The sequence below is a fragment of the Bacillus sp. MAG717A genome (assembly GCF_036884855.1).
In the GTDB taxonomy this organism is placed as follows: domain Bacteria; phylum Bacillota; class Bacilli; order Bacillales; family Bacillaceae; genus Bacillus; species Bacillus safensis.
On the sequence record NZ_CP145733.1, the window covers coordinates 912,638 to 937,905 of the forward strand.

A 25,268-nucleotide genomic window follows, 5' to 3' on the forward strand; every position below is an offset into this window, starting at 1 on the left:
GTTTCAATTTTAGCCTGTTAAAAAAAGCGAACCCTGCACAGGATTCGCTCTTTTATATGTTAGTTATTATAAGATTTCTTTTGACGACGATCGTTAGAAGAACGATTGCGGTCATTTGAAGAACGCTTTTTATCACCATAAGATGAACGGCTGTTCTTGCCTTTTCCACGGTAGCCTCCGCCACCGCCGCCGTCTCTGCGTTTAGAAGAGCTGCGGTTGTTACGATGACGTTTTGAAATCATTGGTGCTTCATCTGTCAAACGAACAGGCGTTGCATCCGGCTCTTTTGTCATCATTTTGATAGCAGCTGCAACCACTGTTACAGAATCATGATCTTCCAGCAATTCAGCAGCAGCTGTCATATAGAAGTTCAAGTTGTTTTCACTGATGATCGTGCGTAGACGGTCAACTGTTACTTGCTGTTGTCCTTCAATTGCCTCATCTAGTGTAGGTTCTTTCATACGATCCATTTTACGTTTAGTCGTTTGCTCAATCGCACGAAGCATATCTTTTTCACGTGGTGTGATGAATGTCATCGCCATACCTGTACGTCCAGCACGTCCAGTACGTCCAATACGGTGTACGTAGCTTTCTGGATCTTGCGGCACGTCGAAGTTATACACGTGTGTGACGCCTGAGATATCAAGTCCACGTGCTGCAACGTCTGTTGCGACAAGCACATCGATTGAACCTTCTTTGAATTTACGAAGCGCAACCATACGTTTTGCTTGAGTCAGGTCACCATGAATTCCTTCAGCTGTATAACCTCTTAGGTTAAGTGCTTCAGTCAATTCGTCAACACGGCGTTTCGTACGGCCAAAGACAATTGAAAGCTCAGGTGATTGAATGTCAAGAAGACGAGTCAATGTATCAAACTTCTTACGTTCGTGAATATCCAAATAGAACTGTTGGATGTTAGATACAGTCATTTCTTTCGCTTTTACTTTTACGTGTTCTGGGTTTGTCATGAAACGCTCTGCAATGCGCTTAATTGGTGCAGGCATTGTCGCAGAGAATAAAAGTGTTTGGTGTTCACTTGGTACATTTGAAAGGATCGCTTCAATGTCTTCGATGAAACCCATGTTTAGCATTTCGTCTGCTTCATCTAGCACGACTGTTTCAACATTTTGAAGACGCATTGTACGACGGTTAATGTGATCGAGTAAACGTCCTGGAGTCCCTACGATGATATGAGGATTTTTCTTGAGCGAACGGATTTGACGGCCGATATCTTGTCCACCGTAAATAGGAAGTACGCGTGCACGCTTGTCTTGGCCGATTTTATATAGCTCTTCAGATACTTGAATCGCTAATTCTCTTGTTGGCGCAATGATAATCGCTTGGATATTTGGAGACGCTGGGTCGATTTTTTCAACCAGAGGAATACCAAATGCTGCAGTTTTTCCTGTACCTGTTTGTGCTTGTCCGATGACATCTTTATTTTGAAGACCGAGAGGAATCGTTTCTGCTTGAATCGGTGTTGCTTCTTCAAATCCCATGCGGTTAATAGCCTTCATGAGACTTTCGCTTAATTGAAAATCTTGAAACGTTATAGTCAATTTATTCAAACTCCTTCTAATTGCTGTTTCAGTAATCTCGTGAATGATCATTAAAAACTGCCCTTTTCTGAAAGGACAGGTCCATTATATACAAAGCCCGAATTACCCTACCTTATATCTTACCATTACACTATTTGTTTTTCAACAAGACAGAAATGGATATATCTACTGCTCTACAATGACAGATTCACCTTCACTTTGATCTCCGTCCATCCATTTCCACTTTTCAAACAGTTGAATTTTTCCGTTATCCAGCTGCTTAGGAGTGGAGTCGCAAGACCCGCTTCTCATGCCGCCGTCCTTGCTTACATGGTGGTATCTAAAATGAAGTGTTCCATCCTCATTCACAGTTCCTACAAGTACGCCAGATACAATACTGCCGCCTTTATATGTGCCCGTTAATATATTCCCGTCCTGACGATATTGAAATATGGTTCCTGCTGATACTTCTCCGTTACTCGAATTAGACTGCGGGATAAAGGTTTTTCCGTCATATTGAAACAACCGAATCAACCACCTTTTCTTTCCTATTGTACCATAGGCCTGTCACTCATTCGACAAAAATGATGCAAATTTTAACAAGTGGGATTCAATTTATATTAGTTTAGCCACATTTTAGCTTTTCTATATAATTAAATTGCTTTTTTTAGAAAATGTTCTACTTTCTCAAACAATTGCTGGGCACACGGCTCATGACAAACATGATGTTTACAATCCGGCAAATAAAACATTTCTTTCTGGCGAGACGGAACTTTATGATAAATAAATTCTGCACTTGAAGCAGGCACAATTCCGTCGCTTTCACCTTGAACAATTAACACAGGCAGATGAAGCTTCTCAAGCGAATTCTTTGTTTGCTTTACCAGCTTCATAAATTCTATCGCAGCTGACAGCGGCGTGCTTGTGAGCTTATGGCGATATCGATCATATAAAGGGTTTGTATCAATGATCCCTGACAGGGACTCCTTTACCATCTGCCGTGTGTCTTGCATCATTTGTTTTGGATTTACATATTTGGCCGCAGCACTTAAAAGGACAAGACGGGCAACTGGATACTTCGCTGCTAAGTAAGAAGCAATCATTCCGCCCATAGAAAAGCCGACCAAATACACAGTGTCACAAGTCCGGTAAAGGGATAGAAGTTCGAGTTCAGCTGTCGCTATCCATTCTTGATAAAGAATGCCTTTTAACTGAAGCTCATCCCCATGCCCCGGAAGCGTGACAGACTGCACATTCCAATCTGCCGCCTGTTTTAAGTATTGCGCAAGCGGTTCTACTTCATAAGGGGCACCAGTAAAACCGTGAATACATAAACATCCAATCATTCTGTCACCTTCTCACTTTTATAGTGCAGTAATGACTTCTTCCAACCTCATACCTCGTGAGGCTTTGACAAGCACAACATCGTCAGGCCCTGCCACTTCAGCTAGTTTTTTCTTTAGTTCCTCTTTGTCCATAAAGGAGAATACGTGCTCAGATCCGAATGATTTTTTCGCTCCTTCAGCAATGAATGCACCTAGACGGCCATACGTCATAACATGATCAATAAATTCCGGCTTAATATAACGGCCAAGTTCATAATGGTACGTTTCTTCTTCGCTACCCATTTCAAGCATATCTCCAAGTACAAGAATACGATTGGCAAAGCCGTCCATATCCCCTACAAGGTCAATGGCTGCTTTCATAGAAGTAGGACTTGCATTATACGCATCATTGATAACAGTGATTCCCTTGTCTGTTTTAAACAGCTCAAGACGCATCCCTGTCAACTTCGTTTGCATCAGTCCTTGGGCGATCTGTCTTTCATTCAGCCCAAAATGCTGGCCTATAGCAATAGCAGCAAGTGCATTCTTCACATTATGTTTCCCTAATACAGGAATGAGAAAACCCTGGGCATACCCTTCGACTTGAAATTCTGTTCCTTCTGCAAGCTGGTTGATGTGCGTTACCTTGATATCACAGTCCTCTGCTTCTCCAAAGGTTTTTACACGCTGCGAGAGTGAACCTGCTCTTTCGCGAAGCAAAGGCTCATCACCTAGGTAATAAAAGATGCCGTCTTCTTTTAAGCCTTTTACAATCTCATATTTTGCATCAGCAATAGCTTCTCTTGATCCTAAATCTTGCATATGAGATTCCCCGATATTTGTGATGACTGCTGCATCCGGCTCAGCGAGTTCTGATAAAAATTCGATTTCGCCTTTTGCACTCATACCCATCTCCAAAACCGCAATATCAGTTCCTTCTGGCATTGCAAGAATGGTGAGCGGAAGACCGATATGATTATTAAAGTTACCGTCTGTTTTATGAACTTGATACGCTGTTTGCAAGACAGAATGAATCATGTCTTTCGTTGTGGTTTTCCCATTACTTCCTGTAATACCGACAACACGAGGGTTTTCTTCTTTTAAGTATGATTTCGCCAGCTGTTGAAGCGCAGCTAATGTATCCTCTACAAGAATAACAGGAACGCCTTCTGGCGGATTAGCTTCTTTTTGATTCCAAAGAACAGCTGATGCTCCAAGCTCTACTGCTTTCGCAGCAAATGTGTGACCGTTAAAATGTTCTCCAATAAGCGGGATAAACAGGGCGCCGTCTGATACTTTTCGTGTATCTGTTGTCACTCCGTGAATCTGCTCTTCGCCAAAAGCTTGATTAGATAGGGTTCCCCCAGCCATTTGGGCGATTTGTTTCACTGTACGTTTGATCATGATTTTCGCCTCTCTTTCTCATTTCACGTTTGAAGGAAAAGAGACACTACCTAAGGATAGTGTCTGCTTACTGCTCACATTAAAAAGTTGTTTTAATGGTTTGTTTTTCTTGATGGCGTTCAATTGCAAGTGACACCAGCTTTTCAATCAACTCTGGATACTCTACACCAGTGTGCTTCCAAAGTAATGGAAACATACTAAAAGGTGTGAATCCAGGCATTGTATTCACTTCATTGATCAACACTTCACCTTTTTCTGTAAGGAAGAAGTCTGCACGTACGAGACCAGATCCATCAAGGGCTTTAAATGCCTTAATCGCCATGTCATGAATCGTCTTATATTCATCCTCTGACACACTCGCAGGAATGATCAAATCTGTATCGCCATCTTCATATTTTGCTTTGTAATCATAAAAATCTGTTTTAGGTGCAATCTCACCAACAACAGAGCATTTCGGCTCATCGTTGCCTAATACACCAATCTCGATTTCTCTTCCAACGACGCCTTCTTCTACGACCACACGACGATCATATTGGAAAGCGAGGTCAAATGCAGTCTGCAGTTCTTCTTTGCTGCGGCATTTGCTAATTCCAACACTCGATCCCATGTTGGCAGGTTTCACAAAGCATGGATAGCCAAGTACTTGTTCCACCTGTTCTAAGCTGTCTGGTGTCGCTTTCTCATAGTCTTTTTTATTGAAAGAAAGGTGCTTTGCTTGTGCAAGTCCTGCTTGTGCAAAAACATCTTTCATCATGACTTTATCCATACCCGCAGCAGACGCGAGAACGCCGTTGCCGACATACGGGATATTTAACAGCTCAAGTAATCCTTGCATTGTGCCATCTTCTCCATTTGGTCCGTGCAGCAACGGGAAGACAACATCAATTTTCTCATCAGCCGATGCTGGCTGTGGAAACATGCTTTCATTTAAAGAAGTTGGTAAAAACGTCTTTGCGTTCTGTTCAAATTGAAGCATTTTGACGTTTGATACTGGTTCAGTGAGTTTTTCCCCTCTTAACCATTCACCCTCTTCTGTAATATAAATTGGATGTATATCGAACTTCTCAGTGTTAAGTGCTTTTGTAACTGCAAGGGCTGTTTGCAGTGATACATTATGTTCGGCTGACTTTCCGCCGTAAATCAATCCTAAACTTATTTTCAATGGATACTCCCCCCACTAAAATTCATCTTTACTATCTTATCACTTTCAAGCAAAAATGCTCTAATTAATTTTTGTTGTTACGTAATTGAAATGATTTGTAAAGGTTGTAAGCGCCTCCCGAGCATTTGTATGTTATTCGCCTTTATTTTATATTAAAATGACATTGAAAAGGAGTTGTGACAAATTGAAAAAAATCACAAGTACTGAACAATTCAATGAAATTATTCAATCAGACAAAGAAGTCATCGTTAAATTCTTTGCAACATGGTGTCCTGACTGCACAAGAATGGACATGTTCATTCCAGACATCCTAGAAGCTTATGCTCACCATGAATGGTTTGAAATAAATAAAGATGATTTCCCTGAATTAGCTGAAACGTATCAGGTTATGGGTATTCCAAGCCTGTTAATTTTCAAAAATGGTGAAAAAACAGGTCATTTACACAGTGCAAACGCAAAATCGCCTGAAGAAGTGACAGAGTTTCTTCAAGAGCACGTTTCTTAATTGATGAAACGAAGGACATCAGCAAACTCTTGCTGATGTCTTTTTTCTTTTTAAATCTCTACATAAGACGAGCTTCGCAGCCAAAACGTTTCAAATTGATGTTTCACTTACGACTAGTCATGACAAAATTATTTCCTGGGAAAGAATGCAGCGTCGAACCAGATTGGAATATGTCGGTTACGTGAATTTTCTGAATTGAATCTTTACTTCTGACATTTGTCTTTGTATAATGGAGTTGCTAATTGAAAATGATTATCAATTTCATCTATGTGAAATCCTATAGACGTCCATTCTAATAAAGGAGCGATGAGTCACATGTCTAAGAAGAAGATCAAAACCTATCAGCAATTGATTGAAGAGAACAAAAAGGCGATCATGCGTGATCCTCAAATGATGGAAAATATATACGAAACCATCGACAAAAAACATCAGAAGCAGCTTGCAGCTGCTGGGCGTGAATCATAAGCACAAGAGGAGCAGGCATCGTCTGCTTCAACAAAATAAAAAAGCCGATAAAATCTGTTATTCGATTTTATCGGCTTTTGTTTTAATGTGATTTCGCTACACGGTCCTGCTTCATTCCTAAATAAATGAGCATATATGTGAGATAACCCATTGTCATCGTTAAACCACCGAAGAAAAATTGAGAAAAGACTGGTTCCTCAAATGTTGTGACGGCAGCAAGAATGATCCAGCTCGCATATAAATAAACCATGAACCATTTCATGTTTCTTTTAAGTGTATACAGAAAGAAAAGACCCGCTAACGAAAAGATCCCCAGCGCTAGTCTGAAATAAACAAGATGATCAAACTGGAAGGCAAAAGACACAAACGAAAACGACAGCAGCAACAAAATTGGTAAAGCCGTAATGAAATTTTTCACGATAGTGCCACCTCCATGACTCCATCTTATTATAAGACAAAATCAGCCGGTTATCGTGAAATACAGACTCGTTTTCACAAAGATGTCACGAATTTTTCTTGTTATTTGACACAATTTTTACACATTTACATCACGTTTCCAAAAAAGAATCCAAGCCGATCCAACAAAGAAAACAAAATGCGCCCCTACTATAAATAGAGAAAACAAAAGGCTCATCCCATGAAAAGGCGGCGGTCCTTGAAAGCTGTACTGAGTAAAGTCCGTATTCGCAAAAAGGAGGATTTTCCCCCACTGATTTTCTAAGAGCGACATGATCGGTACAAGTGATTTCGCCGCATATAAAACAAAAAACGAGGTCACAAGTGCAACAAGACTGTTTCTAAACAAACTGGAACACATAAAAGCAAAGCTTGCCATCATGACCACTTCCACCCACTGAGATCCAATGACGGCAAACGTATGCTGAAATAATCGCCCCGTTCTTTCATCAAAATCAGTACCGAAGAATATAAGACCAAATAGAAAAGCTAACACATAATAAAAAACAAATAAATAAATGACTGTCAGCAGAAGTGTGATGTATTTTGACAGAAAAATGTGCAGTCTTGTTTTTGGCCTGATCAATAAAAACTTGATCGTCCTTTTCTGAAACTCTGTTGAGATCAAGGTTGCGCCAATAACGACAGCAAGCACCTGTAAAATAAACACGACATTCGTAGAATAAGCAAAATAGTTTGCGACAGTGTCTTGTCCACCAAAGCTTGATATGACTCGTTTCAAAGTGAGAGCCATTGCTAGTTGAAATACAACGATCAACCCAAGAGCAATGAATGTGATTTTTTTCCTCATAATTTTCTTATGCTCATTCTTGATGAGGTTCAGCATCTGTCTTCCCGCCTTCCGTCCATTTCATAAACGCCTCTTCAATTGATTGCTTTTGAGGCGTCATTTCAAGTACATCAAACCCCGCCAGCACAAGCTGTTTGTTCAGTTCTGGCACACGTTCTTTGTTCAGTTGAAGCAGTACACGCGCTCCGTCTCGTTCATATGTATACTCCTGTGCGTCAAGCCATGAAACCGCCTTTTCTACTGGCTGAATATTCATCAGCACCTGCTCTTTCCCCTCCATATCCCGGAGATGAGTACTAGCTTTGATCTGACCCTTTTGAATGATGATCATGCGGTCACATAGCTCCTCTACCTCATGCAATAAATGCGTCGCAAATAACACCGAGGTTCCTTCGTCCTTTACGAGCATTTGCAAGTGCTCCCGGAATTCCTTCATTCCTGCAGGGTCTAGTCCATTTGTCGGTTCGTCTAAAATGAGCAGGTTCGGCCGATGCAAAATAGCTTGTGCAATGCCAAGCCTTTGTTTCATCCCTAGTGAATACGTCTTGACCTTCTGATGAATGAATTCCTCCAGACGAACTCTTTCCACTACTTCCTGAATGCGTTCATCCGTCACCCCGTCGTGCATCGCTGCATACATTTCAAGGTTTTCAAAGCCTGTTAAATATGAATAAAATTCTGGGTTTTCTATGATCGCACCAACAGATGACATCGCCTGGAGAAAATCCTCATCTTGTGAATATCCATTGATCATGATGCGGCCATTGTTTTTTTTCATCAAGCCAACGATCAATCGAATCAAGGTTGTTTTTCCAGACCCATTGGGACCAAGTAATCCCACAATTTCTCCCCGCCCAATGTCTATAGAAATATCCTGCAAGATCATTTTACGGCCGATTTGTTTATCGACTTTCTCTACTTTTAAAACAGCAGACTGCAAAGTGGTTCCTCCTTCTGATGTAAAGCCTATGACGGCGTATGGCCGCTCATTCTGTTAAAAGTATATCACGCAGGACAAGGGACTCCATGAAAAAAAGGGCTGGTCAAGTCAGCCCTTCTTTCACATTACATGGATAGATTCGGTGAAGCTGTATCTTTCTCATGTTTTTTCTCGGTTTCTGTCACGATCACCGCACATGCTGCGTCACCTGTAATATTGACAACAGTTCTTGCCATATCTAGTAGGCGGTCGATTCCAAGAATAAGCGCAATGCCTTCGACAGGAAGTCCAACTGAATTCAATACCATCGCAAGCATGATCAAGCCAACGCCTGGTACACCGGCTGTCCCAATACTGGCTAATACTGCCGTTAATACAACTGTGAGCATTTGCATCAGCGTTAGCTCCACACCAAACACTTGAGCAATAAAAATGGTTGCAACCCCTTGCATAATCGCTGTTCCATCCATATTGATCGTAGCGCCTAACGGCTGTACGAAACTAGAGATCGGCTCAGGTACTTTCAATTTCTTTTGAGCGGTTTCCATTGATACAGGGAGAACTGCACTACTGCTGGACGTACTAAAGGCTACGACCATGGCAGGTGAAAAGTCTTTAAAGAATGTAAATGGATTTCTTTTTGCAAATATAGCCAACGTTGAGCCGTAAGTGAGAAAGAAATGCACCAATAGCGCTACTAACACCACTGTAAAATACAGTCCCATGGCTTTAATGGCATCAAGACCTTGACTCCCAATCGCCGTCACAATTAAGCCGAATGTTCCGTATGGAGCAAATTTCATGACCACACCTACAAGGTACATCATGAGTTCATTGCCTTGTTCTAATATTTTGAGTAATCCTTCTGTCTTTTTACCTAACACTGCAATTCCTAGTCCTAAGAAAACACAGAATACAATGATTTGTAGCATATTTCCTTCGACTAAAGATTGAACTGGATTTGATGGAATGATGTTTAATAAAGTGTCGGTGGTAGATGGTGCTTCTTGAGGTTTGTATTCTGCCCCTTTCGTATCGAATGTACCAAAGGAACCTGGTTTGATCAATAATGCCAAAGACATCGCAATGATAATAGCGAATGTTGTGGTCAGTAGAAAATATAAGATGCTTTTTGCGCCAATTCGGCCTAGCTTCTTTGGATCGCCGAGGCCTGCCACACCAAGTGTAATGGAAAAGAAGACGATAGGTACAACTAGCATTTTGATTAGATTTAAAAAGATTTGACCTAGAGGTGTGAATAGATAAGGGTCTAACGTTTTGAATACATTTGGAGCGAAAATGTTAAGCAAAAGTCCCGTGATTGCACCTACAATAAGGGCAATAATAATTTTTGTAGCCAGCTTCAATAAAATCTCCCCTTCCTCGTCAAAAAGACCCACGAGAGAGTCTTCTCGTGGGCCTACGTGTCCATACGTGTACCACTGTCTACTCTCTTCACGCTGATGAGGTTAGCTGACGGGTTAGGACGAAGAGATGTCCTTTTTTCTCAATTAAGAAAAATTCACCCCAAAAACATGGGTCCCCCATTCCTTTAGAAGGATTAAGCGTGTGGTAATATGATATTTTCATACCATTTATACCTTATTTTTAGAAAATTGTAAACAGGTTCATATGAACTTTTTAATTACTTTCTTCCCTATTTGTGACCTCCAGAATATCTAAAATAAACACAAAGATTGGGATACCAATAATAAGTCCCCAAATGCCAATATAGTGTTCAGAAAAGATCAGCACAATAAACGTGAAGAAAATAGGGAGTTCCGTTTTAGCTGACATGAGCTTCGGATTCAAGAAGTATGCTTCAATGGCATGGATAATCACGATCACCAGCACAATATACAGGACATACATTCCGCCTCCGAGTGTATAAGCAATGATGCTGAGTGGAATAAGAGAGATAACTACACCCGCTACTGGGATTAAGCCTAGCAAAAAGACCATGACCGCTAAGCCAAATAACTGCGGGAAACCCATAATGCCTAGCGCAATTGTCGTTAGCACACAGTTAACGGTTGCAATAATAAACTGTGCTTCGAGTACTTTTCCAAACGTTCGGGAAAATTTACGTCCAAAGAAGGCAATTTCATGATAGAACACGGAGATTTTACTCGTTTTGAACTTGTTCATGAATTGAATGAGGCGTTCCTTTTCGAACAGGAAAAACATGCTTAATATTAAGGACATAATGACCTGGATACTGAACGTGCTGAAATCGGTTAAGTATGTATAGAGGAAATTAAACCCTTTCTCAAAGAAAGCTGATATTTTGAAATCACCGAATACGTTCGTGATGACGTCAAAGAAGGGTAAATCTTGTGGATGATCCGCAATTTTCTTTCCTAAATGAAATAGCTGCTCTACCTGTTTGGCGATAATTGGTACAAAAACGAATCCGCCAAATGTCAATCCACCAGCCAGAAGAATATACAAAATAGTAATGACCGATTTCTGTCCTATTTTCAAGAAGCGATTTAAAAAGCCTCTAATGACCTCTTCTAACCGATTCATCAAAAAGGTGAAAATGAAGGTCAGAAGAATTAAATTCATCATTCCCCTTAATAGATATAATGCTGTGGCTAATACTACAAATACTAAAAACCGCTTAACACCGGGTTTTTCGAACAATTTTAAAAATGCCGCCATTACGTTACACACCTGCCAGGACTAAAGTCTATTTTTCATCGTATCTGATATACATTATATCGGATCTTTCTGTAAATTATATAATAAAAGGTCAATGAGGTCTTACGATTCGTAGTAAATTTTATTGATTTTCTTTTTACACAAGAAAAAACCGAACCTATGTAGAACATAAGGTTTCGGTTTTTGGTTGTTTTTATACTAAACAGCCTGCTTCATATTCCGCATTTCCTGAAGTGCTGTTTTGCTCTTCGCTTCGTCAAATTCACCTTCACTCTTCGCGACAACAATTGTTGCGATTCCATTTCCAATGAGGTTTGTAATGGCTCTTCCTTCACTCATGAACCGGTCAACCCCAAGCAGCAGTGCAAGCCCCTCTAGCGGAATGACCTGAAGTGCTGCAAGTGTAGATGCAAGCACGATAAATCCACTTCCTGTCACCCCAGCAGCTCCCTTTGATGTCAGCATCAGAACAAGGATAATCGTGATCTGCTGACCGATGGACAGGTCTACACCAAACACTTGCGCCAAGAAGACGACGGCCATCGATAAATAGATTGAAGTTCCATCTAGATTAAAGGAATAACCTGTTGGAATAACAAGACCAACAACAGATTTAGAGCAACCGTAGCGTTCCATTTTATCCATCATTCTTGGCAGCACAGATTCTGAAGAGCTTGTGCCAAGAACAATCAAAATTTCATCCTTGATAAATCGCAGATAGCTGAACAGGCTGAAGCCATACATTTTACAAATAATGTTCAGTACAACGAAGATGAACAGGAACATCGTCATATAAACCGAGAGCATCAGACTTGCCAGCGGTTTAATCGATGCCAGCCCAAAGTGTCCAATTGTATAAGCCATTGCTCCAAATGCACCAAGCGGCGCTGCACGCATGATATATCCAATGATTTTAAAGAAAACGAGTGAAAGCTTATCAAGCCATTCGATGATGCCTTTCCCCTTCTCGCCAAGTGCAGCGAGCGCAACACCGAATAAAATAGAGAAGAATAAGACCTGTAAAATATCACCCTTTGCGAAAGCATCAACCATGTTAGATGGCACGATGTGTGTAACAAATTCCATCCAGTCGATGCCCTGTCCCCCATTTTGTGTATACTGTGAGACATCCCCTTTTTCAAGCTTGCTATAGTCAAGACCTGCACCTGGCTTCATGATATTTACAACAAAAAGACCGATGACGAGAGCAAGTGTCGTGACGACTTCAAAATAAATAAATGCTTTTCCCCCAACTTTTCCAACCTTTTTCATATCCCCCATCTTGGCAATACCAAGAACAATAGTTAAGAAAATAATTGGTGCGATCACCATTTTAACGGCATTGATAAAGGTGTCACCAAGTGGCTTCATTTCTTTTCCGACGTTTGGCCACACCATCCCGACAATGATCCCGATGATGACAGCTGCAATCACCTGAAATGTCAGGTTCTTCAAAAGCCTTTTCATAAAAAATCAACTCCCTCACCCTTTGATGTAAACGCTTAACTATTATCTGTAGATAAATGATAGCGATTTCATCAAAGGCTGTGAAGCTTATGGACATATCGTACATTTTGGTCTTTTTGGTCTCTTAGTCAGAATGTACGATATATTTATTCACAGGCCGTCCTACCCCTCCATATTGCATATCTAATTTCAGCTCGCCTTCTTTTACGAGGAAGTCTAAATACCGGCGTGCCGTGACACGGGCAATGCCAAGTGCATTGGCGACTTCCTCTGCAGACTGAGGGTCTTCCTGCAAGCCCATATAAGCTTTAATTTCGTTCATCGTATGCACATTCAGCCCTTTAGGAAGCCAAATTTCTTCCTGCTTAACAGCAGGCTTTCGTATGATATCATCGAGCATCTCCTGAGAAAATTCTGTTGCGGTTCGAATTTTTGATTTAAACGCCTTATAGTTTTCAAGTGATTCTTTCATTCGTTCAAATTTGAATGGTTTAATAATATAATCCCGCGCACCATTTTGAAGCATGATGCCGATGGTCTCTTTGTCCTTCGCTGCTGAAATGACAATCACGTCCACTTTCATCTTCTGTTTTCTGATGTCTTGCAGCGTTTTGACGCCATCCTTTTTTGGCATATAGACATCAAGTACCACGAGATCTGGACGAATCTCTTTAATCAGCTGGATGCCCTGCTCCCCATTTCCAGCGACAGCTGCTACTTGAAAACCAGGAACACTCATAATAAACTCTTTATTCACTTCTTGCACCATCGGGTCATCTTCAATTAACAGCACCTTAATCTGAGTCATCTTTCTCTCTCCTCTATGGTCATTGGGAATTCGATTGAGAAGGTGGTACCAATGCCGATGCTTGATGTGACCTCTACATTTCCCATCCCTTTGTCGATAATCGTTTTTACAATATACAGGCCATAGCCTGTTCCGCCCTCTTTGCCGTGTGTGAAGCCTTTATCGAAAATATAAGGAATTAGTTCCTCTTCGATTCCGGAGCCATTGTCTTCAATTAAAATCGCGAGGACATCCTCCGTTTGATCGATGCTAATGGAAATGACTTTTGTATCTCTTTCTACAGTATCATACGAAGCAAAGGCGTTTTCGATGAGATTTCCGAGCAGCTTTGTCATATCATGCTGATCAAGCCGCTCAGGGAAATGACGGAGACTGCTATGTTCATCTACTTCGACCTTGATGCCAAGCTCCTTGCCCCTTCTGATTTTGCTCATCATTAACCCTGCGACAGCATCATGCTGAATGACGCGATGAAGAAAGTCCGTCACATGTTCCTGCTCCTCTGTCGTTTGAAAGGCTAGATCGAGCGCCTGATCGGCTTTACCAAGCTGAATCAGCCCGGCAATCGTATGAAGCTTATTCATATGCTCATGGTTTTGCACCCGCAAACCGTCCACAAAGTTTTTAACCCCTGTGAGCTCCTCCGCCAATTTTGCCGCTTCCGTCCGGTCCTGAAAAATGGCGACCGCTCCGATGATCTTCTTTTTCATCACAATCGGAATCCGGCTGCTCATGATCCGCTTTCCGCTCATATGAATTTCTTCATTGTAGACGGGTTCTGCGCGATCGATGATCTCAGGAAGTCGTGTATCAGAGAGCACACCCCAAATATTCTGGCCCACGACATCACCCGTCACGCCAAAAATCTGTTTCGCCTTCTCATTAAAAATGGTGATTATGTGCTGATTATCAATGGCGATGACCCCTTCATTAATAGAGTGAAAGGTTGCAGTACGTTCCTCTAACATTCTAACAATCTCATGCGGCTCCAGCTTAAACATTTGCTGTTTAATATGGCGGGCGAGCAAAAATGAACCCACAAGCCCAAAGCTCAGCGTCAGCAGGAGGATCATGAGGATATCCCGCTTCATTTCTCCTAATATATCTGCCATACTTGGCAGGGTTCTTCCTACAAGCACAACCCCTGTTTGATTAAATTGATCATCCTTCACTGGATAAAAAGCTCTGATGGCTGTTCCAAGCTCTCCCTCTGCTTCTGAGAAATAAATATGCTCTGCAAAAGCCGGCTCTTCATCTGTTCCTTCTGAACGCTGACCAATTCTTGTTTTTACTGGATGCGTTAATCTCACATGATCCATATCCATCACGACAATGTAGTCAGCGTCTTGAATAATGCGAATTTCTTCGATTGCATGCTGTAATCGATCACGTTCCTTTGTCTGATCAGCTAACGCCTGCTTCACCTCATTCATCTCAGCGACGGTTCTCGCCGTGTTCATGAGTCTTTTTCGAAGCTCCCGTTCCTCTGTTTGCTGAATTCCCCCGACAAGGACAATTCCTCCGATTAAAAGGGCGAAAATGACAACGAAATATGTGAGGATGGTAAGCTTCCATCTAATAGATAATTGTTGTAATTTCAATCGATTTCTCATCATTTTTTCACCTGTATCTTTACGAATTCTTCCTCTGTCAAGTATGCTTGACATAAGGGGGATTTGACGCATGAAGAATTTACTCGCTTATACACTATTGCTCATGATCGGTTTTGTAACCGCTTTATACTTTGGCTTTTATCATATGATGCCAAAATCAGCGACAACCTTTGATGATGAACAGACCGGACTGAAGGATCAGCTTGTATTCAAATTCAGTCATGTCGTGGCAGACAATACACCTAAAGGACTTGCCGCAAAAAAATTTGCTGAACTCGTGCACGAAAAATCCGATGGAAAGATCAGCATTCAAATTTTCTCCAACGGAAGCCTTTATTCTGATATTGAAGAAATTAATGCACTCAAAGAGAATCAAGTTCAATTTATCGCTCCATCTACCTCAAAGCTCGGCATGCTGTCCCCTGAGTGGCTGGCACTTGATCTCCCCTTTGCTTTTTCAAATTACAGCGCAGTTCAAGAAGGCCTGCACGGTGCAATTGGACAAAGGTTGTTTGGCACGCTGCAAAAAGATGGATTAAAGGGAATGGCTTATTGGACAAATGGCTTTAAGCAAATTACCTCAAATAATGGGCCCATCAAACAGCCTGCTGATTTAAAAAACCAGTCTCTCCGCATAATGCAAAGCGACATGATTGAAAAACAATTCAAACTTCTTGGTGCAAAGCCCTATCAGGAATCATTTAATTCAACGTTTCAGCTATTAGAAACCAAAAAAGTAGACGGTGAAGAAAATACCATTTCAAATATTTATTCAAAAAAATTCTATCATATACAAGACTATATGACGATCAGCAATCACGGGTATTTAGGCTATGTGGTCTTAACAGATCAATCCTTCTTTGACCGCCAGACACCCGAAACGAAACGAATTTTACTCGAAGCCATGGAGGAAACAACGGCTTGGAATGAAAAGCATGCAGAACAGATGAACAAAGATCAGCTGGAGGACATTAAACGTGAATCGCCCATTGCCATTCATGAATTGACGCTAGCTGAAAGACAAAAATGGATGAAAGCTCTTGATCCTTTGTATGACGAAGCCGAAAAAACGATTGGCTCCACCCTAATCAAGCAGATCCGCGAACTTCGTGCACGTTATGAACACTCACCTATTCATGCTTTTCAGGAAGAGGATGAGAGCAAATAAAAAAATCCCTTTGATAAGGGATCTTTTTATGCGCCGGACTCACTCTGTTCTTGCTCGGTGAACTCTTCTAATCTTGTTAAAATTCTTCGCTTTCGGTATTGCATCATGCCTGTTTCGGCAATTCCTTTTAATTGGGAGCGGTTCGAAACGGCACCAAACAAAATCCCAGCGATGGGCACAAGCTGAAACAGTTTCTTCCAGCCAAACGAATCCCGATAATTATAGACGACCTCACGCCACCCTTGGATTTGGGAAATCATGTTTTCATGCTTCCCTTCAGATGCATGATAGCTTTTCAGCTCTTTTAGAATCGATTTCTTTCCAACGACATCCGCAGAGTTCAACTGCAAGCATTTAATGATGAAGACCCGCTCCTCTTTGTTTTTAGGATCATAGCCATAGGTGACGGCAATATCCTGTAATGTTTTCAGAGAGAGACCGAGTACAGCAGGAATATCAGCGGCTAGTGTAAACATTCCGCCAACACCAGTTGTCGCCCCTTGCACTGTCGCGAGATTCGTTCTGTTTTTCCCCATATGCTCACTAATGGCATCCATCATTTCGATCGGAGCCTTTCCAATATCCTCTATACGCTGAATGGATTCATCGGCACACTTCTTTTGAAATTGATGAATGATGCCTTTTTCCGATGTCAAATAGGCACCGCCGGATTGAATGTAATGGCCCATTTCGTCTAGCAGTACACCGATTTTTTTCTGAATAAAAGCAGGCGTCAGCTTGTCCAGCATTTGAAATGGAAGACGGCTGAGTTTCTCCCAAAACCATACCTTTTGCTGGTCTTTCTCCCACTTTTCAATCTCCTTTAACTGTGCTTTTAGCCATTCTCTTTCCTCCATGTCAGTCATATGCCTCCTTAGATGCCGCTGAAGTATTTGTCTGTTATTATACACAATCCTTGTCCATCATACGTATAGAACATTGAAGCGGTTCCGAAAGGTTTTAATCTTTTTCAAAACGGTTATTGCTTAATAAACAAACAAAAGAGGAGTGATCAACATGTTAGGATTTCTAATTTCATTGGTTGTGGCGATTGTCATCGGGCTCATTGGGAGTGCACTCGCTGGAGGCAGTGTACCAGGAGGATGGATCGGTTCAATGATTGCCGGGCTTGCAGGCGCTTGGATTGGTCATGGATTACTTGGAACGTGGGGTCCTAGTCTGGCAGGCTTTGCGATCATTCCAGCGATCTTAGGAGCAGCAATCTTTGTCATTATTTTAAGCCTGATCTTCCGCAGCGTAGGATCAAGGGTATCTTAAAAAAACAAATAACAGAGGAAGCAGTAGGGACACCGTCTAAGGGGCGGTGTTTTTTATGTTGCGCGTTGACAAGGTATCTATTTTTTTCACTTACATATGATAAACAAACCTATTAGTTCAGATAGTTGACTTTTCATGAAGATGGGCATATGATGATTAAAAATTGCATGAAGGAAACTTTTTGTGCCCAAGCAAAACTTTGTAGAATCTAGGTGATGACATATGACAAACAAATACATCGAGGCACAAGCACACATGTCAGCAGCAGCTGAGCGTGCACTTGAAGGAAAAGTCAAAGGATTTAGAAGGCTTCTTCCTTTTCTGGGCCCTGCTTTTATCGCTGCCATTGCATATATTGATCCAGGGAATTTTGCCACCAACATTGCCGCTGGCTCCAAATATGGATATCTCCTCTTATGGGTCATTCTTATATCAAATCTCATGGCTTTGCTCATCCAATCCTTGTCCGCAAAGCTTGGAATAGCAACAGGTAAAAACTTACCTGAAATTGCACGTGAAGAGTTTCCAAAACCCGTCTCCATCGGTTTATGGATTCAGGGCGAACTCGTCATTATTGCCACAGATTTAGCTGAGTTTATTGGAGCAGCACTTGGTTTATACTTGCTCTTTCGGATCCCGCTGCTTGAAGCATCCATTATTGCAGCCATCGGATCATTTGCGATTTTAGAATTGCAAAGACGGGGATATCGAGCATTAGAAGCTGGCATTACCGGCATGCTCTTCGTTGTCGTGATTGCTTTCGCTGTGCAAACCTTTGTTGCCAAGCCTGATATGGCAAGTGTCGCAGGCGGGCTTTTCATTCCAAAATTTGATGGCGCAGATAGTGTGCTACTTGCAGCTGGAATTTTAGGTGCCACTGTGATGCCGCATGCGATCTATTTACATTCAGCATTAACCCAAAGAAGAGTCGTCGGCAGAACAGAAAAGGAGAAAAAACAGATTTTCCGCTTTGAGTTTTTCGATATCCTCATTGCGATGCTAGTTGCCGGAGCCATCAATGCCAGTATGTTGATTGTGGCAGCCGCTCTATTTTATAAAAATGGTCTCTTTGTTGAAGATCTAGATGTTGCGTTCCAGCATTTTGGCACACTCGCAGGTCCTGTATCAGCTATCTTATTTGGTGTAGGCCTGCTTGTAGCCGGACTATCCAGCTCTTCTGTCGGTACATTGTCAGGCGATATCATTATGCAGGGTTTTATTCAATACCGCATTCCACTGTATGTCCGCCGGCTGATTACCATGATTCCCCCTATTGTGATCATTGCATCTGGGGTGAATCCGACATCTGCACTTGTGATGAGTCAGGTGGTCTTATCCTTTGGTATTGCCTTTGCTTTAATTCCGCTCATTTTATTTACAAGTAAAAAACGAATTATGGGCGAATTGACGAATGCCCGCTGGGTGACAGGAATATCTTGGGTGATAGCAGCTCTTGTTGTCGCACTCAATCTCTTTTTAATTGTGGATACGTTTATGTAAAAGACAGTCGTGATGCTGTCTTTTTCTTTTCATATGGTTATGGTAAAATTCCCCTGAGAGGATGTGGGCACATGTTTTTTTATCAAGATCAAGAGATATCCATGCGGCTGCTTGAGCCAAGAGACGCAAGAAGTCTATATTTGCTCATCCAGCGGTCAAGAGAGCATTTACGTGAATGGATGCTTTGGGTGGATTCAACGCAGACAGAAGAAGACAGCATGGCGTTCATTCAAGGCGCGATGCAGCAAGCCTTGCAGAACAACGGTTTTCAAGCGGGCATCTGGTCACATGGAGAGCTTGTCGGGATCATTGGCACCCACCAAATTCATTGGATCAACAGAACTGTTTCAATTGGCTATTGGCTCGGAGAAGGCTATCAAGGAAAAGGCATCATGACAAAAGCATGCAAAGCAGTCATTCAATATTTATTTGAAGAATGTGGACTGCACCGCATTGAAATCAGGGCTGCTGTCGATAACCAGAAGAGCAGACGCATCGCAGAGCGATTATCCTTTTCGCTTGAAGGCATTTTGAGACAATGTGAATGGCTGGGCGACCGCTTTACGGATCATTGTGTATACGCCCTTTTGCAGCCTGAATATATGAAAGAAAAAACACATTCCATGAATCAGCCCACTTAATTGTGTCGATTGAATGAATTATTTTACAAAGTGAAGCTTTGTAGTTTCGGTTGCGATCAGCATCTGATAAAATAGAAGGAAAAATCGAGGTATGAAGTATGTCTCTTATTATTTTATTTTACTTATGGATAGTCCCTTTATTATTTGGCATTTTCTTCTCATTCTTAACAAAGAAAGCCACCTACAAACGCCGCTTTGTTCCATCATATAGCATGGCAGGACTCAGCATCGTTTTTCTCATTCTGGCACTTGTCTTTTCAGCCAGCCATTTTCTATTCATTTGCGGTATGTTTCTATTTGCCACAACCCTTGTCGGCACAGGCATTCCTTTATTTTTAGCCTTTACAAAAACACCATCATAAACAAAAACCACCTTTTTCAATGGAAAGGTGGTTTCTTTTTTATTGATTTGGCATTCTGTAAGTCACGGTGGCATCTTGATTGGCTTCAATTACTTTCACAATGTCTTGAAGGATCTCTGCTGCACGATCGTTTGAGTCATACTTGCCAAGCGTCTTGACCCAAGTATCGCTTCCTGCGATCATCCCTTCAATCTTTTTGCCGGTTACTGTGACTTCGTGGACATGAACGAAACTTTGCTGGTTTTGTGTGAAAATCCATAGCATGGTTTTAACTCCTTTTATTGTTTGATTGGATGTCGTTAGCCCTTTTCAATACAGCTAAAAAATGTGCTATGTTACACTTCCCCTATTCTTTTGTTAATAACTCTTTTCGAATAGCATGTGTCTCAATATCTGCAAACCTTACGGGTATTGGTAATCTACTGTTTTTATCAATAAGTTTCATAATAATTTTTGTAGTTGTATCTAAATCAATCCAATTCCCACATGAAATAAAAATAGGCTTAACATTCACTCTGGTTCTGAGGGCTCTTCCATATATTTCGTTATTTATAATAATATCTGTGTATGCATTTGTTTTATTTTGGGGCATGGTAAAATCTATACCATTAATTTTCAAATAACTTTTTGCGACTCCAATGGTAGGTTTATTTAAGAAGAAAGACGCCTGAGTAGCAATGCCCATGTGTCTATAATGTAAATAACCATTTCCATCAAACATATAGACGTCTACTTGTTTCGTCAGTTTTTTTACTGCATCTTTAATTAATGGCATTTCACGAAAAGCAAGAAAACCTGCTATATAAGGAATCCTTATTTCTCCATGGCTATGCACTTTTTCTATGATTTTTTTTTCTATCAAATCATAGACGACGATACAACAAACACCGCTCGTTTTTCCATGCATATCAAAATAAGCTACATCTACACCTGCAATAAACCTTATGTTCTCAAGTTGAAAATTATTTTTCAATTGCACTTTAGGCAAGAGCACTTTTTGTTCACTTTTAAATTTTTCTAATAAATCATTTATTTCATCATTATTCATAAGATCCACACGATTAGCTGTTGAATTTTTCGGCATATTTCAAATCGGATTCATTAGGTTCTGCCTTTTTCTCTACAATATTTCCACTTTCATCATACTTTATAAAAGTCATCTCTCGACCAGCAACACATTCAGATTCATACTTTTTATTTCCATTTTCAAAAAACTCAACTTGATAGCCGTCGGCTGCATTTTTACTCATATGACCTATTTTCTTAACATTTCCATTTGAATAGAATTCAACATACTTACCTTGTTTAACCCCTTGTTCAACATAGAAATAACTCTCAATATTCCCATTTTCATATATATCATATGCTAATCCCGTAAACAGCTCTTCTTTACCACCCTCGGTAATTTCCACTATTGCTAGTTCGTAAGGGCCTCCATATTCTAAACATTCTTCAAACTCAGTGCCATTCTCTAAAATAAAATCTTTTTGCAATATATCATTTAACATTTTTAGGAACCTCCGTGATAATTTTAGATCCATCTGTAAGATAAGCACAATGAGGACACCTTGGAAACATCATTCCAGCCGGTTTCACTCTACTCTGACCTGTCCTAACAACATTCAAAATAAAATTATCCAAACTAGCACCTGGATTAGCCTTTAAGGCCTTATTCAAGGCGATCACTTCTGCATGTGACCCCGCACCTTTTGTAAATGTATATGAATCTATAACCTCTTTTGGCATTCTATCATATTTGGCATTTATTAAGGGATGGAAATCTGGTAACTTTCCATCATAATCATTTATTGCATACGAATATTTTCCAGTCTGCTTATCATAAACTCCAGCAAAGGCAGGACCCATTTTCTTCTTGCTAATGCCAGTTTCTTTTAATTTATTTAGTTCTTTCACCGTTTCTCCGCGTAAATTAATTCTTTCATTTAATTCTTTTGAATCGATCTTTCCATATTTATTTCTCAAATAATCAATTCGACTTTTCGTGTTCTCTTTAACCCCCATCTTCCCATGAAACCCTTTCGCCCCAAACGGCAAAAGCATTCCAAGCGCCGCATTCATACTTGCTTCCTGCTGTTCTTTTGAGATCTTGTTTCCAAACATGTCTCGGCCTGTGATTGCTTCGCTGAAACCGTTTGTGGCGGTGAGGCCGTATAAGCCTTTTTGAGATGTTTTTAGGGCGTCAAAGGATTTTTGTGATGTTTTGTAAACGTCAACCGCTCTCACTGCGGCTGATGTGGCTTGAGTCGTTTTATAGACCGCCTTTCCGCCTTTAAAAATGCGGCCTGCCCAGCCGACGATTGGGATGTAGCCTGCGGCTGCCATGCCGCCTGCCGCGACTCGCTGACCTGCGGTGAGTTCCTCGCCTGTGATCGGATCAACACCTGTTGCGGCACGTTTTGCATCGTTCACACCAGTCAGTTCATTGACGATGTTTCCGCCATAATCGAGTGCTTTTTCATACCAAGGGCGGTTGGCGAGGGCTTCTTGTTCCTTTGCAATCTTTCGGGCTTCTTCTTGTTCTTTTTTGATTTTCAGATATTCAGAAGTTTGCTTTTCAATATCGCTTTTTGCCTTGTAGATTTCGCTATTTTGATACGCTTTCTTGTCAAAATTCATAGGCGAAATCGCTTTTCCGTCATTTGTCGCATTCATCATTTCAGCGTACAATGCCATTGTAGCTTGCTGCTCTGTCTCTGACAAAGCATATTCATCTTTTAAATTTTGATCAAGCTCTCTTAAATCTTTGACTGTCTTTTTTCGTTCATCTTCCGCATCTTCTATTTTTTCATCAAAGGTTTGACTATCAAATACTTCTAGAGAAATCAGATCATCAATGTCTTGAAAAATCGTTTTGAGTGCCTTTTTTTGATCCTTTACAATACTTTTGGCATTCTTGATGCCCATATGTACTGCGTTGTCTAAAAAGTGTTCTTCTACAAAGGTATCGCCGCCAAAGCTCGTATCATCAAGTGTCCCAGAAACACCTTCATGAAAGGCTTTTTGCTTATCAATGAAATTGATAAACATATCAACATTACCCGCTAGTTCTTTATAAAAGCTTTTAATGTTATCGGCACCTTTTCCAGTAAAATCATCACCAAGATTGGCAACACTTTGTAATGCCTGTTTTAAATCTACCATTTGTTCGCGGAGTTCCTGATAGTGTTTTGCCCTTGTGTCCATGGCACTTGTTAGTGCTTTTGCATCAAGTATCTTGCCCAGAAGAAGTCACTCCCTCCATTATTGATCATAAAGTCTATTTTACCTTTCTCAGCGAATTGGAAAAATAGGCTTTAAGTTACAAAAATAATTTCCATATATTTCCAGATGAAATAAAACAAGTGATAATTGAAATATTTTTCCTTTCATCACAAAAAAGTCAGTCCTCTTTTGAGAGGACCGACTACATTTTGTTTAGAAAAAGCGTTTTAAACTTTTCTTGAGTGGAGGGATATCCAGCTCGCCTTTTTCAAAGAATTTTTTCAGTAAGTACTTACTAAAACCAGCTGCTTGTGTGTACGTAATTTTCCCAGGTAACGGCGGTTCATTGGTGACAGCAACATCAATAATGACAGGTTTATCTGATTGAAGGGCTGTATCAAAGGCTGGAGCTAGTTCTTCATGTGATGACACGGAGATTCCTTTGCCGCCACATGCTTCTGCAAACTTAGCAAAATCAATATCTTCCAGCTCTATACCATAATTGATGTTTCCTTTTACTTGTTGTTCATATTCAATCATTCCAAGGTTATTGTTGTTTAAAATCACAACAACGATTGGCAGTTTATATTTTACCGCTGTCACAAAGTCTTGCATGACCATTGTGAAGCCACCATCGCCACAGACAGCAATCGCTTGGCGATTCGGTTCATTTAACTTAGCAGAGATAGCACCAGGCAAACCACAGCCCATTGTGGCAAGCCAGCTGGAGATGATGAAATCTTGCTGTTTCATTTCAAAATGGCGTGCCATCCATACGGTCACATTCCCTACATCAACAGAAAGAATGGCGTCGTCTTCGACTGCTTCTTCTAATCTAGCAATGACTTGCTGAGGTTTAAGCGGTGATGTAGCAACGGATTTTTCCTTATCCATTTCTTCTCGCCATTTCATCATATGCTCAGTACAAGCTTCAAGGAAACCACGCTGTTCTTTATATTCAATGTAGGAGGTCAGTTCATGCAAACCACTCTTGCTGTCACTCACGATTCCTACGTCTACCGGATATCTTTTACCGATTTGATCTGGTTTAATATCCAGTTGAATGGCAGGTGTGTCCTCTGGTAAGTAGTCTCTATAGGGAAAGGAAGTTCCAAGCATAATTAAGAGATCACACTCTTCCATCGCTTCATAAGCTGGCTTCGTTCCAATTTGACCTAGGTTTCCTAAAAAGTATGGATGCCTGTCTGGCACAACACCTTTTGCAGGAAGGGTGATGACGATAGGTGCAGCAGCCTTTTCTGCAAATGAAAGAAGCTCTTCTTTTGCATTTCGTAATCCTTTACCTGCTAAGATGACTGGCTTCTTCGCATTTTTAATTAGCTGTGCTGCCTTTAGCAGTTGATCTTTCTTTGGCCGTACTTCTCCTTCAACATAAAGAGGAGATGTATAAACAGGCTTACGCTTAATTTTTTGAGAAAATAAGTCATCCGATACGGTGAGAACTGCCACCCCTTTATGGGTATAAGCTGCTTTAATGGCTTGATTCAATAAATCAGGCAGAGCTTCTGCTGTTTGTACCTGCTGATTAAAGACTGCGACGTCGTCAAACATCCGCTCTAATTTGATTTCTTGAAATGTGTCTCTTCCTACTTCATTCGACGCAACCTGCCCTGCAATTGCTAAAACGGGTGCGCCATCTGCTTTTGCATCGTATAGTCCATTTAATAAGTGGACAGCACCCGGTCCAGCGATGGATAAGCAGACACCGAGCTTACCTGTTAGTTTGGCATCAGCCGCCGCTGAGAGTGCCGCCACTTCTTCATGTCTCGTTTGTATAAATTGTATTTCGCTTGATTCGTGCCTAAGCTCTTCAATCAATTCGTTTATGCTGTCGCCGGGCATTCCATAAATATGTTTTACGCCCCACTCTTCCAGTAGCGCTGTTACTTCTTTTCCTGCGGTTCTTTGCGGCATGTGA

At 41.0% G+C, this 25,268-nt stretch carries 26 protein-coding genes and 1 riboswitch; of the genes, 7 read left to right on the plus strand and 19 right to left on the minus strand.

Translation table 11 applies throughout. The features are described 5' to 3' along the window. Window positions 1-59 precede the first annotated feature (59 nt). From V6Z54_RS04865 to V6Z54_RS04885, 5 genes are all read right to left on the minus strand, one after another. Window positions 60-1,559 (minus strand): DEAD/DEAH box helicase, encoded by a 1,500-nt coding sequence (locus V6Z54_RS04865; protein ID WP_024427371.1) that lies wholly within the window; start codon window positions 1,557-1,559, stop codon window positions 60-62. A gap of 165 nt (window positions 1,560-1,724) precedes the next feature. Then, a complete protein-coding gene (locus V6Z54_RS04870; protein ID WP_075610920.1) occupies window positions 1,725-2,063 on the minus strand; it encodes a n-acetylglutamate synthase in 339 nt (112 codons plus the stop codon). Window positions 2,064-2,191: 128 nt separating this feature from the next. After that, on the minus strand, window positions 2,192-2,884 hold the full coding sequence (locus V6Z54_RS04875) for an alpha/beta fold hydrolase (RefSeq protein ID WP_041089194.1): 693 nt from the start codon (window positions 2,882-2,884) through the stop codon (window positions 2,192-2,194). Between the two features lie 18 nt (window positions 2,885-2,902). Next, a complete protein-coding gene (murF, locus tag V6Z54_RS04880; RefSeq protein ID WP_269103788.1) occupies window positions 2,903-4,267 on the minus strand; it encodes a UDP-N-acetylmuramoyl-tripeptide--D-alanyl-D-alanine ligase in 1,365 nt (454 codons plus the stop codon). A gap of 79 nt (window positions 4,268-4,346) precedes the next feature. Beyond that, on the minus strand, window positions 4,347-5,429 hold the full coding sequence (locus V6Z54_RS04885; protein WP_041089190.1) for a D-alanine--D-alanine ligase: 1,083 nt from the start codon (window positions 5,427-5,429) through the stop codon (window positions 4,347-4,349). A gap of 184 nt (window positions 5,430-5,613) precedes the next feature. On the opposite strand from V6Z54_RS04885, the gene V6Z54_RS04890 reads away from it, so the two are divergent. Further along, window positions 5,614-5,934: a thioredoxin family protein gene (locus tag V6Z54_RS04890; protein ID WP_012008983.1), complete on the plus strand. Its 321-nt coding sequence runs from the start codon at window positions 5,614-5,616 to the stop codon at window positions 5,932-5,934. Between the two features lie 315 nt (window positions 5,935-6,249). Continuing rightward, window positions 6,250-6,399, plus strand: a complete 150-nt coding sequence (gene fbpB, locus V6Z54_RS04895) for a Fur-regulated basic protein FbpB (RefSeq protein WP_080772306.1) — start codon at window positions 6,250-6,252, stop codon at window positions 6,397-6,399. Window positions 6,400-6,481: 82 nt separating this feature from the next. Here fbpB and V6Z54_RS04900 read toward each other — a convergent pair whose 3' ends face one another. The 8 genes from V6Z54_RS04900 to V6Z54_RS04935 all read right to left on the minus strand — a co-directional run bounded on the left by V6Z54_RS04900 (window position 6,482) and on the right by V6Z54_RS04935 (window position 15,146). Further along, window positions 6,482-6,817, minus strand: a complete 336-nt coding sequence (locus V6Z54_RS04900; RefSeq protein WP_008359528.1) for a hypothetical protein — start codon at window positions 6,815-6,817, stop codon at window positions 6,482-6,484. 117 nt (window positions 6,818-6,934) lie between these two features. Then, window positions 6,935-7,702 carry an ABC transporter permease gene (locus tag V6Z54_RS04905; RefSeq protein WP_075610918.1) on the minus strand — a complete coding sequence of 256 codons (768 nt, stop codon included), beginning with the start codon at window positions 7,700-7,702 and terminating at the stop codon, window positions 6,935-6,937. Then, complete coding sequence (locus V6Z54_RS04910; protein WP_338527765.1) at window positions 7,680-8,606, minus strand: ABC transporter ATP-binding protein; 927 nt, start codon at window positions 8,604-8,606, stop codon at window positions 7,680-7,682. The genes V6Z54_RS04905 and V6Z54_RS04910 overlap by 23 nt, the downstream gene beginning before the upstream one ends. A 125-nt stretch (window positions 8,607-8,731) precedes the next feature. Continuing rightward, window positions 8,732-9,973, minus strand: a complete 1,242-nt coding sequence (locus V6Z54_RS04915) for a dicarboxylate/amino acid:cation symporter (protein ID WP_041089333.1) — start codon at window positions 9,971-9,973, stop codon at window positions 8,732-8,734. A gap of 77 nt (window positions 9,974-10,050) precedes the next feature. After that, a riboswitch (cyclic di-AMP (ydaO/yuaA leader) is annotated at window positions 10,051-10,184 on the minus strand. A 63-nt stretch (window positions 10,185-10,247) separates the two neighbouring features. Beyond that, a complete protein-coding gene (locus V6Z54_RS04920; protein WP_039176691.1) occupies window positions 10,248-11,270 on the minus strand; it encodes an AI-2E family transporter in 1,023 nt (340 codons plus the stop codon). A gap of 198 nt (window positions 11,271-11,468) precedes the next feature. After that, window positions 11,469-12,737 (minus strand): C4-dicarboxylate transporter DctP, encoded by a 1,269-nt coding sequence (dctP, locus tag V6Z54_RS04925; protein ID WP_041089184.1) that lies wholly within the window; start codon window positions 12,735-12,737, stop codon window positions 11,469-11,471. A 124-nt stretch (window positions 12,738-12,861) separates the two neighbouring features. Next, entirely contained in the window at window positions 12,862-13,545 is a 684-nt protein-coding gene (locus tag V6Z54_RS04930) for a response regulator (RefSeq protein ID WP_041089182.1), read from the minus strand. Further along, entirely contained in the window at window positions 13,542-15,146 is a 1,605-nt protein-coding gene (locus V6Z54_RS04935; RefSeq protein WP_198528264.1) for a sensor histidine kinase, read from the minus strand. The genes V6Z54_RS04930 and V6Z54_RS04935 overlap by 4 nt, the downstream gene beginning before the upstream one ends. Before the next feature lie 82 nt (window positions 15,147-15,228). Here V6Z54_RS04935 and V6Z54_RS04940 point away from each other — a divergent pair, with 82 nt between their 5' ends. Beyond that, window positions 15,229-16,326: a DctP family TRAP transporter solute-binding subunit gene (locus tag V6Z54_RS04940; RefSeq protein WP_041089181.1), complete on the plus strand. Its 1,098-nt coding sequence runs from the start codon at window positions 15,229-15,231 to the stop codon at window positions 16,324-16,326. A gap of 26 nt (window positions 16,327-16,352) precedes the next feature. Here V6Z54_RS04940 and V6Z54_RS04945 read toward each other — a convergent pair whose 3' ends face one another. Next, window positions 16,353-17,183 (minus strand): EcsC family protein, encoded by an 831-nt coding sequence (locus V6Z54_RS04945; protein ID WP_338527766.1) that lies wholly within the window; start codon window positions 17,181-17,183, stop codon window positions 16,353-16,355. 160 nt (window positions 17,184-17,343) lie between these two features. On the opposite strand from V6Z54_RS04945, the gene V6Z54_RS04950 reads away from it, so the two are divergent. The 4 genes from V6Z54_RS04950 (at window position 17,344) to V6Z54_RS04965 (ending at window position 20,107) form a co-directional block, all read left to right on the plus strand. Then, entirely contained in the window at window positions 17,344-17,604 is a 261-nt protein-coding gene (locus V6Z54_RS04950) for a GlsB/YeaQ/YmgE family stress response membrane protein (RefSeq protein ID WP_003214275.1), read from the plus strand. Between the two features lie 222 nt (window positions 17,605-17,826). Then, on the plus strand, window positions 17,827-19,104 hold the full coding sequence (locus tag V6Z54_RS04955; RefSeq protein ID WP_041089177.1) for an Nramp family divalent metal transporter: 1,278 nt from the start codon (window positions 17,827-17,829) through the stop codon (window positions 19,102-19,104). A 71-nt stretch (window positions 19,105-19,175) separates the two neighbouring features. After that, on the plus strand, window positions 19,176-19,745 hold the full coding sequence (locus V6Z54_RS04960) for a GNAT family protein (RefSeq protein ID WP_039176679.1): 570 nt from the start codon (window positions 19,176-19,178) through the stop codon (window positions 19,743-19,745). A 98-nt stretch (window positions 19,746-19,843) separates the two neighbouring features. Next, window positions 19,844-20,107: a hypothetical protein gene (locus V6Z54_RS04965; protein ID WP_008346966.1), complete on the plus strand. Its 264-nt coding sequence runs from the start codon at window positions 19,844-19,846 to the stop codon at window positions 20,105-20,107. Window positions 20,108-20,146: 39 nt separating this feature from the next. Here V6Z54_RS04965 and V6Z54_RS04970 read toward each other — a convergent pair whose 3' ends face one another. From V6Z54_RS04970 to V6Z54_RS04990, 5 genes are all read right to left on the minus strand, one after another. Then, window positions 20,147-20,371: a hypothetical protein gene (locus tag V6Z54_RS04970; RefSeq protein WP_073979350.1), complete on the minus strand. Its 225-nt coding sequence runs from the start codon at window positions 20,369-20,371 to the stop codon at window positions 20,147-20,149. Window positions 20,372-20,453: 82 nt separating this feature from the next. Next, window positions 20,454-21,155 (minus strand): endonuclease V, encoded by a 702-nt coding sequence (locus tag V6Z54_RS04975; protein WP_338527767.1) that lies wholly within the window; start codon window positions 21,153-21,155, stop codon window positions 20,454-20,456. A 13-nt stretch (window positions 21,156-21,168) separates the two neighbouring features. Continuing rightward, window positions 21,169-21,615, minus strand: coding sequence for a hypothetical protein (locus V6Z54_RS04980; protein WP_338527768.1), 447 nt, complete (start codon window positions 21,613-21,615; stop codon window positions 21,169-21,171). Further along, on the minus strand, window positions 21,605-23,350 hold the full coding sequence (locus V6Z54_RS04985; protein WP_338527960.1) for a T7SS effector LXG polymorphic toxin: 1,746 nt from the start codon (window positions 23,348-23,350) through the stop codon (window positions 21,605-21,607). The genes V6Z54_RS04980 and V6Z54_RS04985 overlap by 11 nt, the downstream gene beginning before the upstream one ends. A gap of 192 nt (window positions 23,351-23,542) precedes the next feature. Next, complete coding sequence (locus V6Z54_RS04990; protein WP_073980020.1) at window positions 23,543-25,264, minus strand: pyruvate oxidase; 1,722 nt, start codon at window positions 25,262-25,264, stop codon at window positions 23,543-23,545. Window positions 25,265-25,268: the final 4 nt, after the last annotated feature.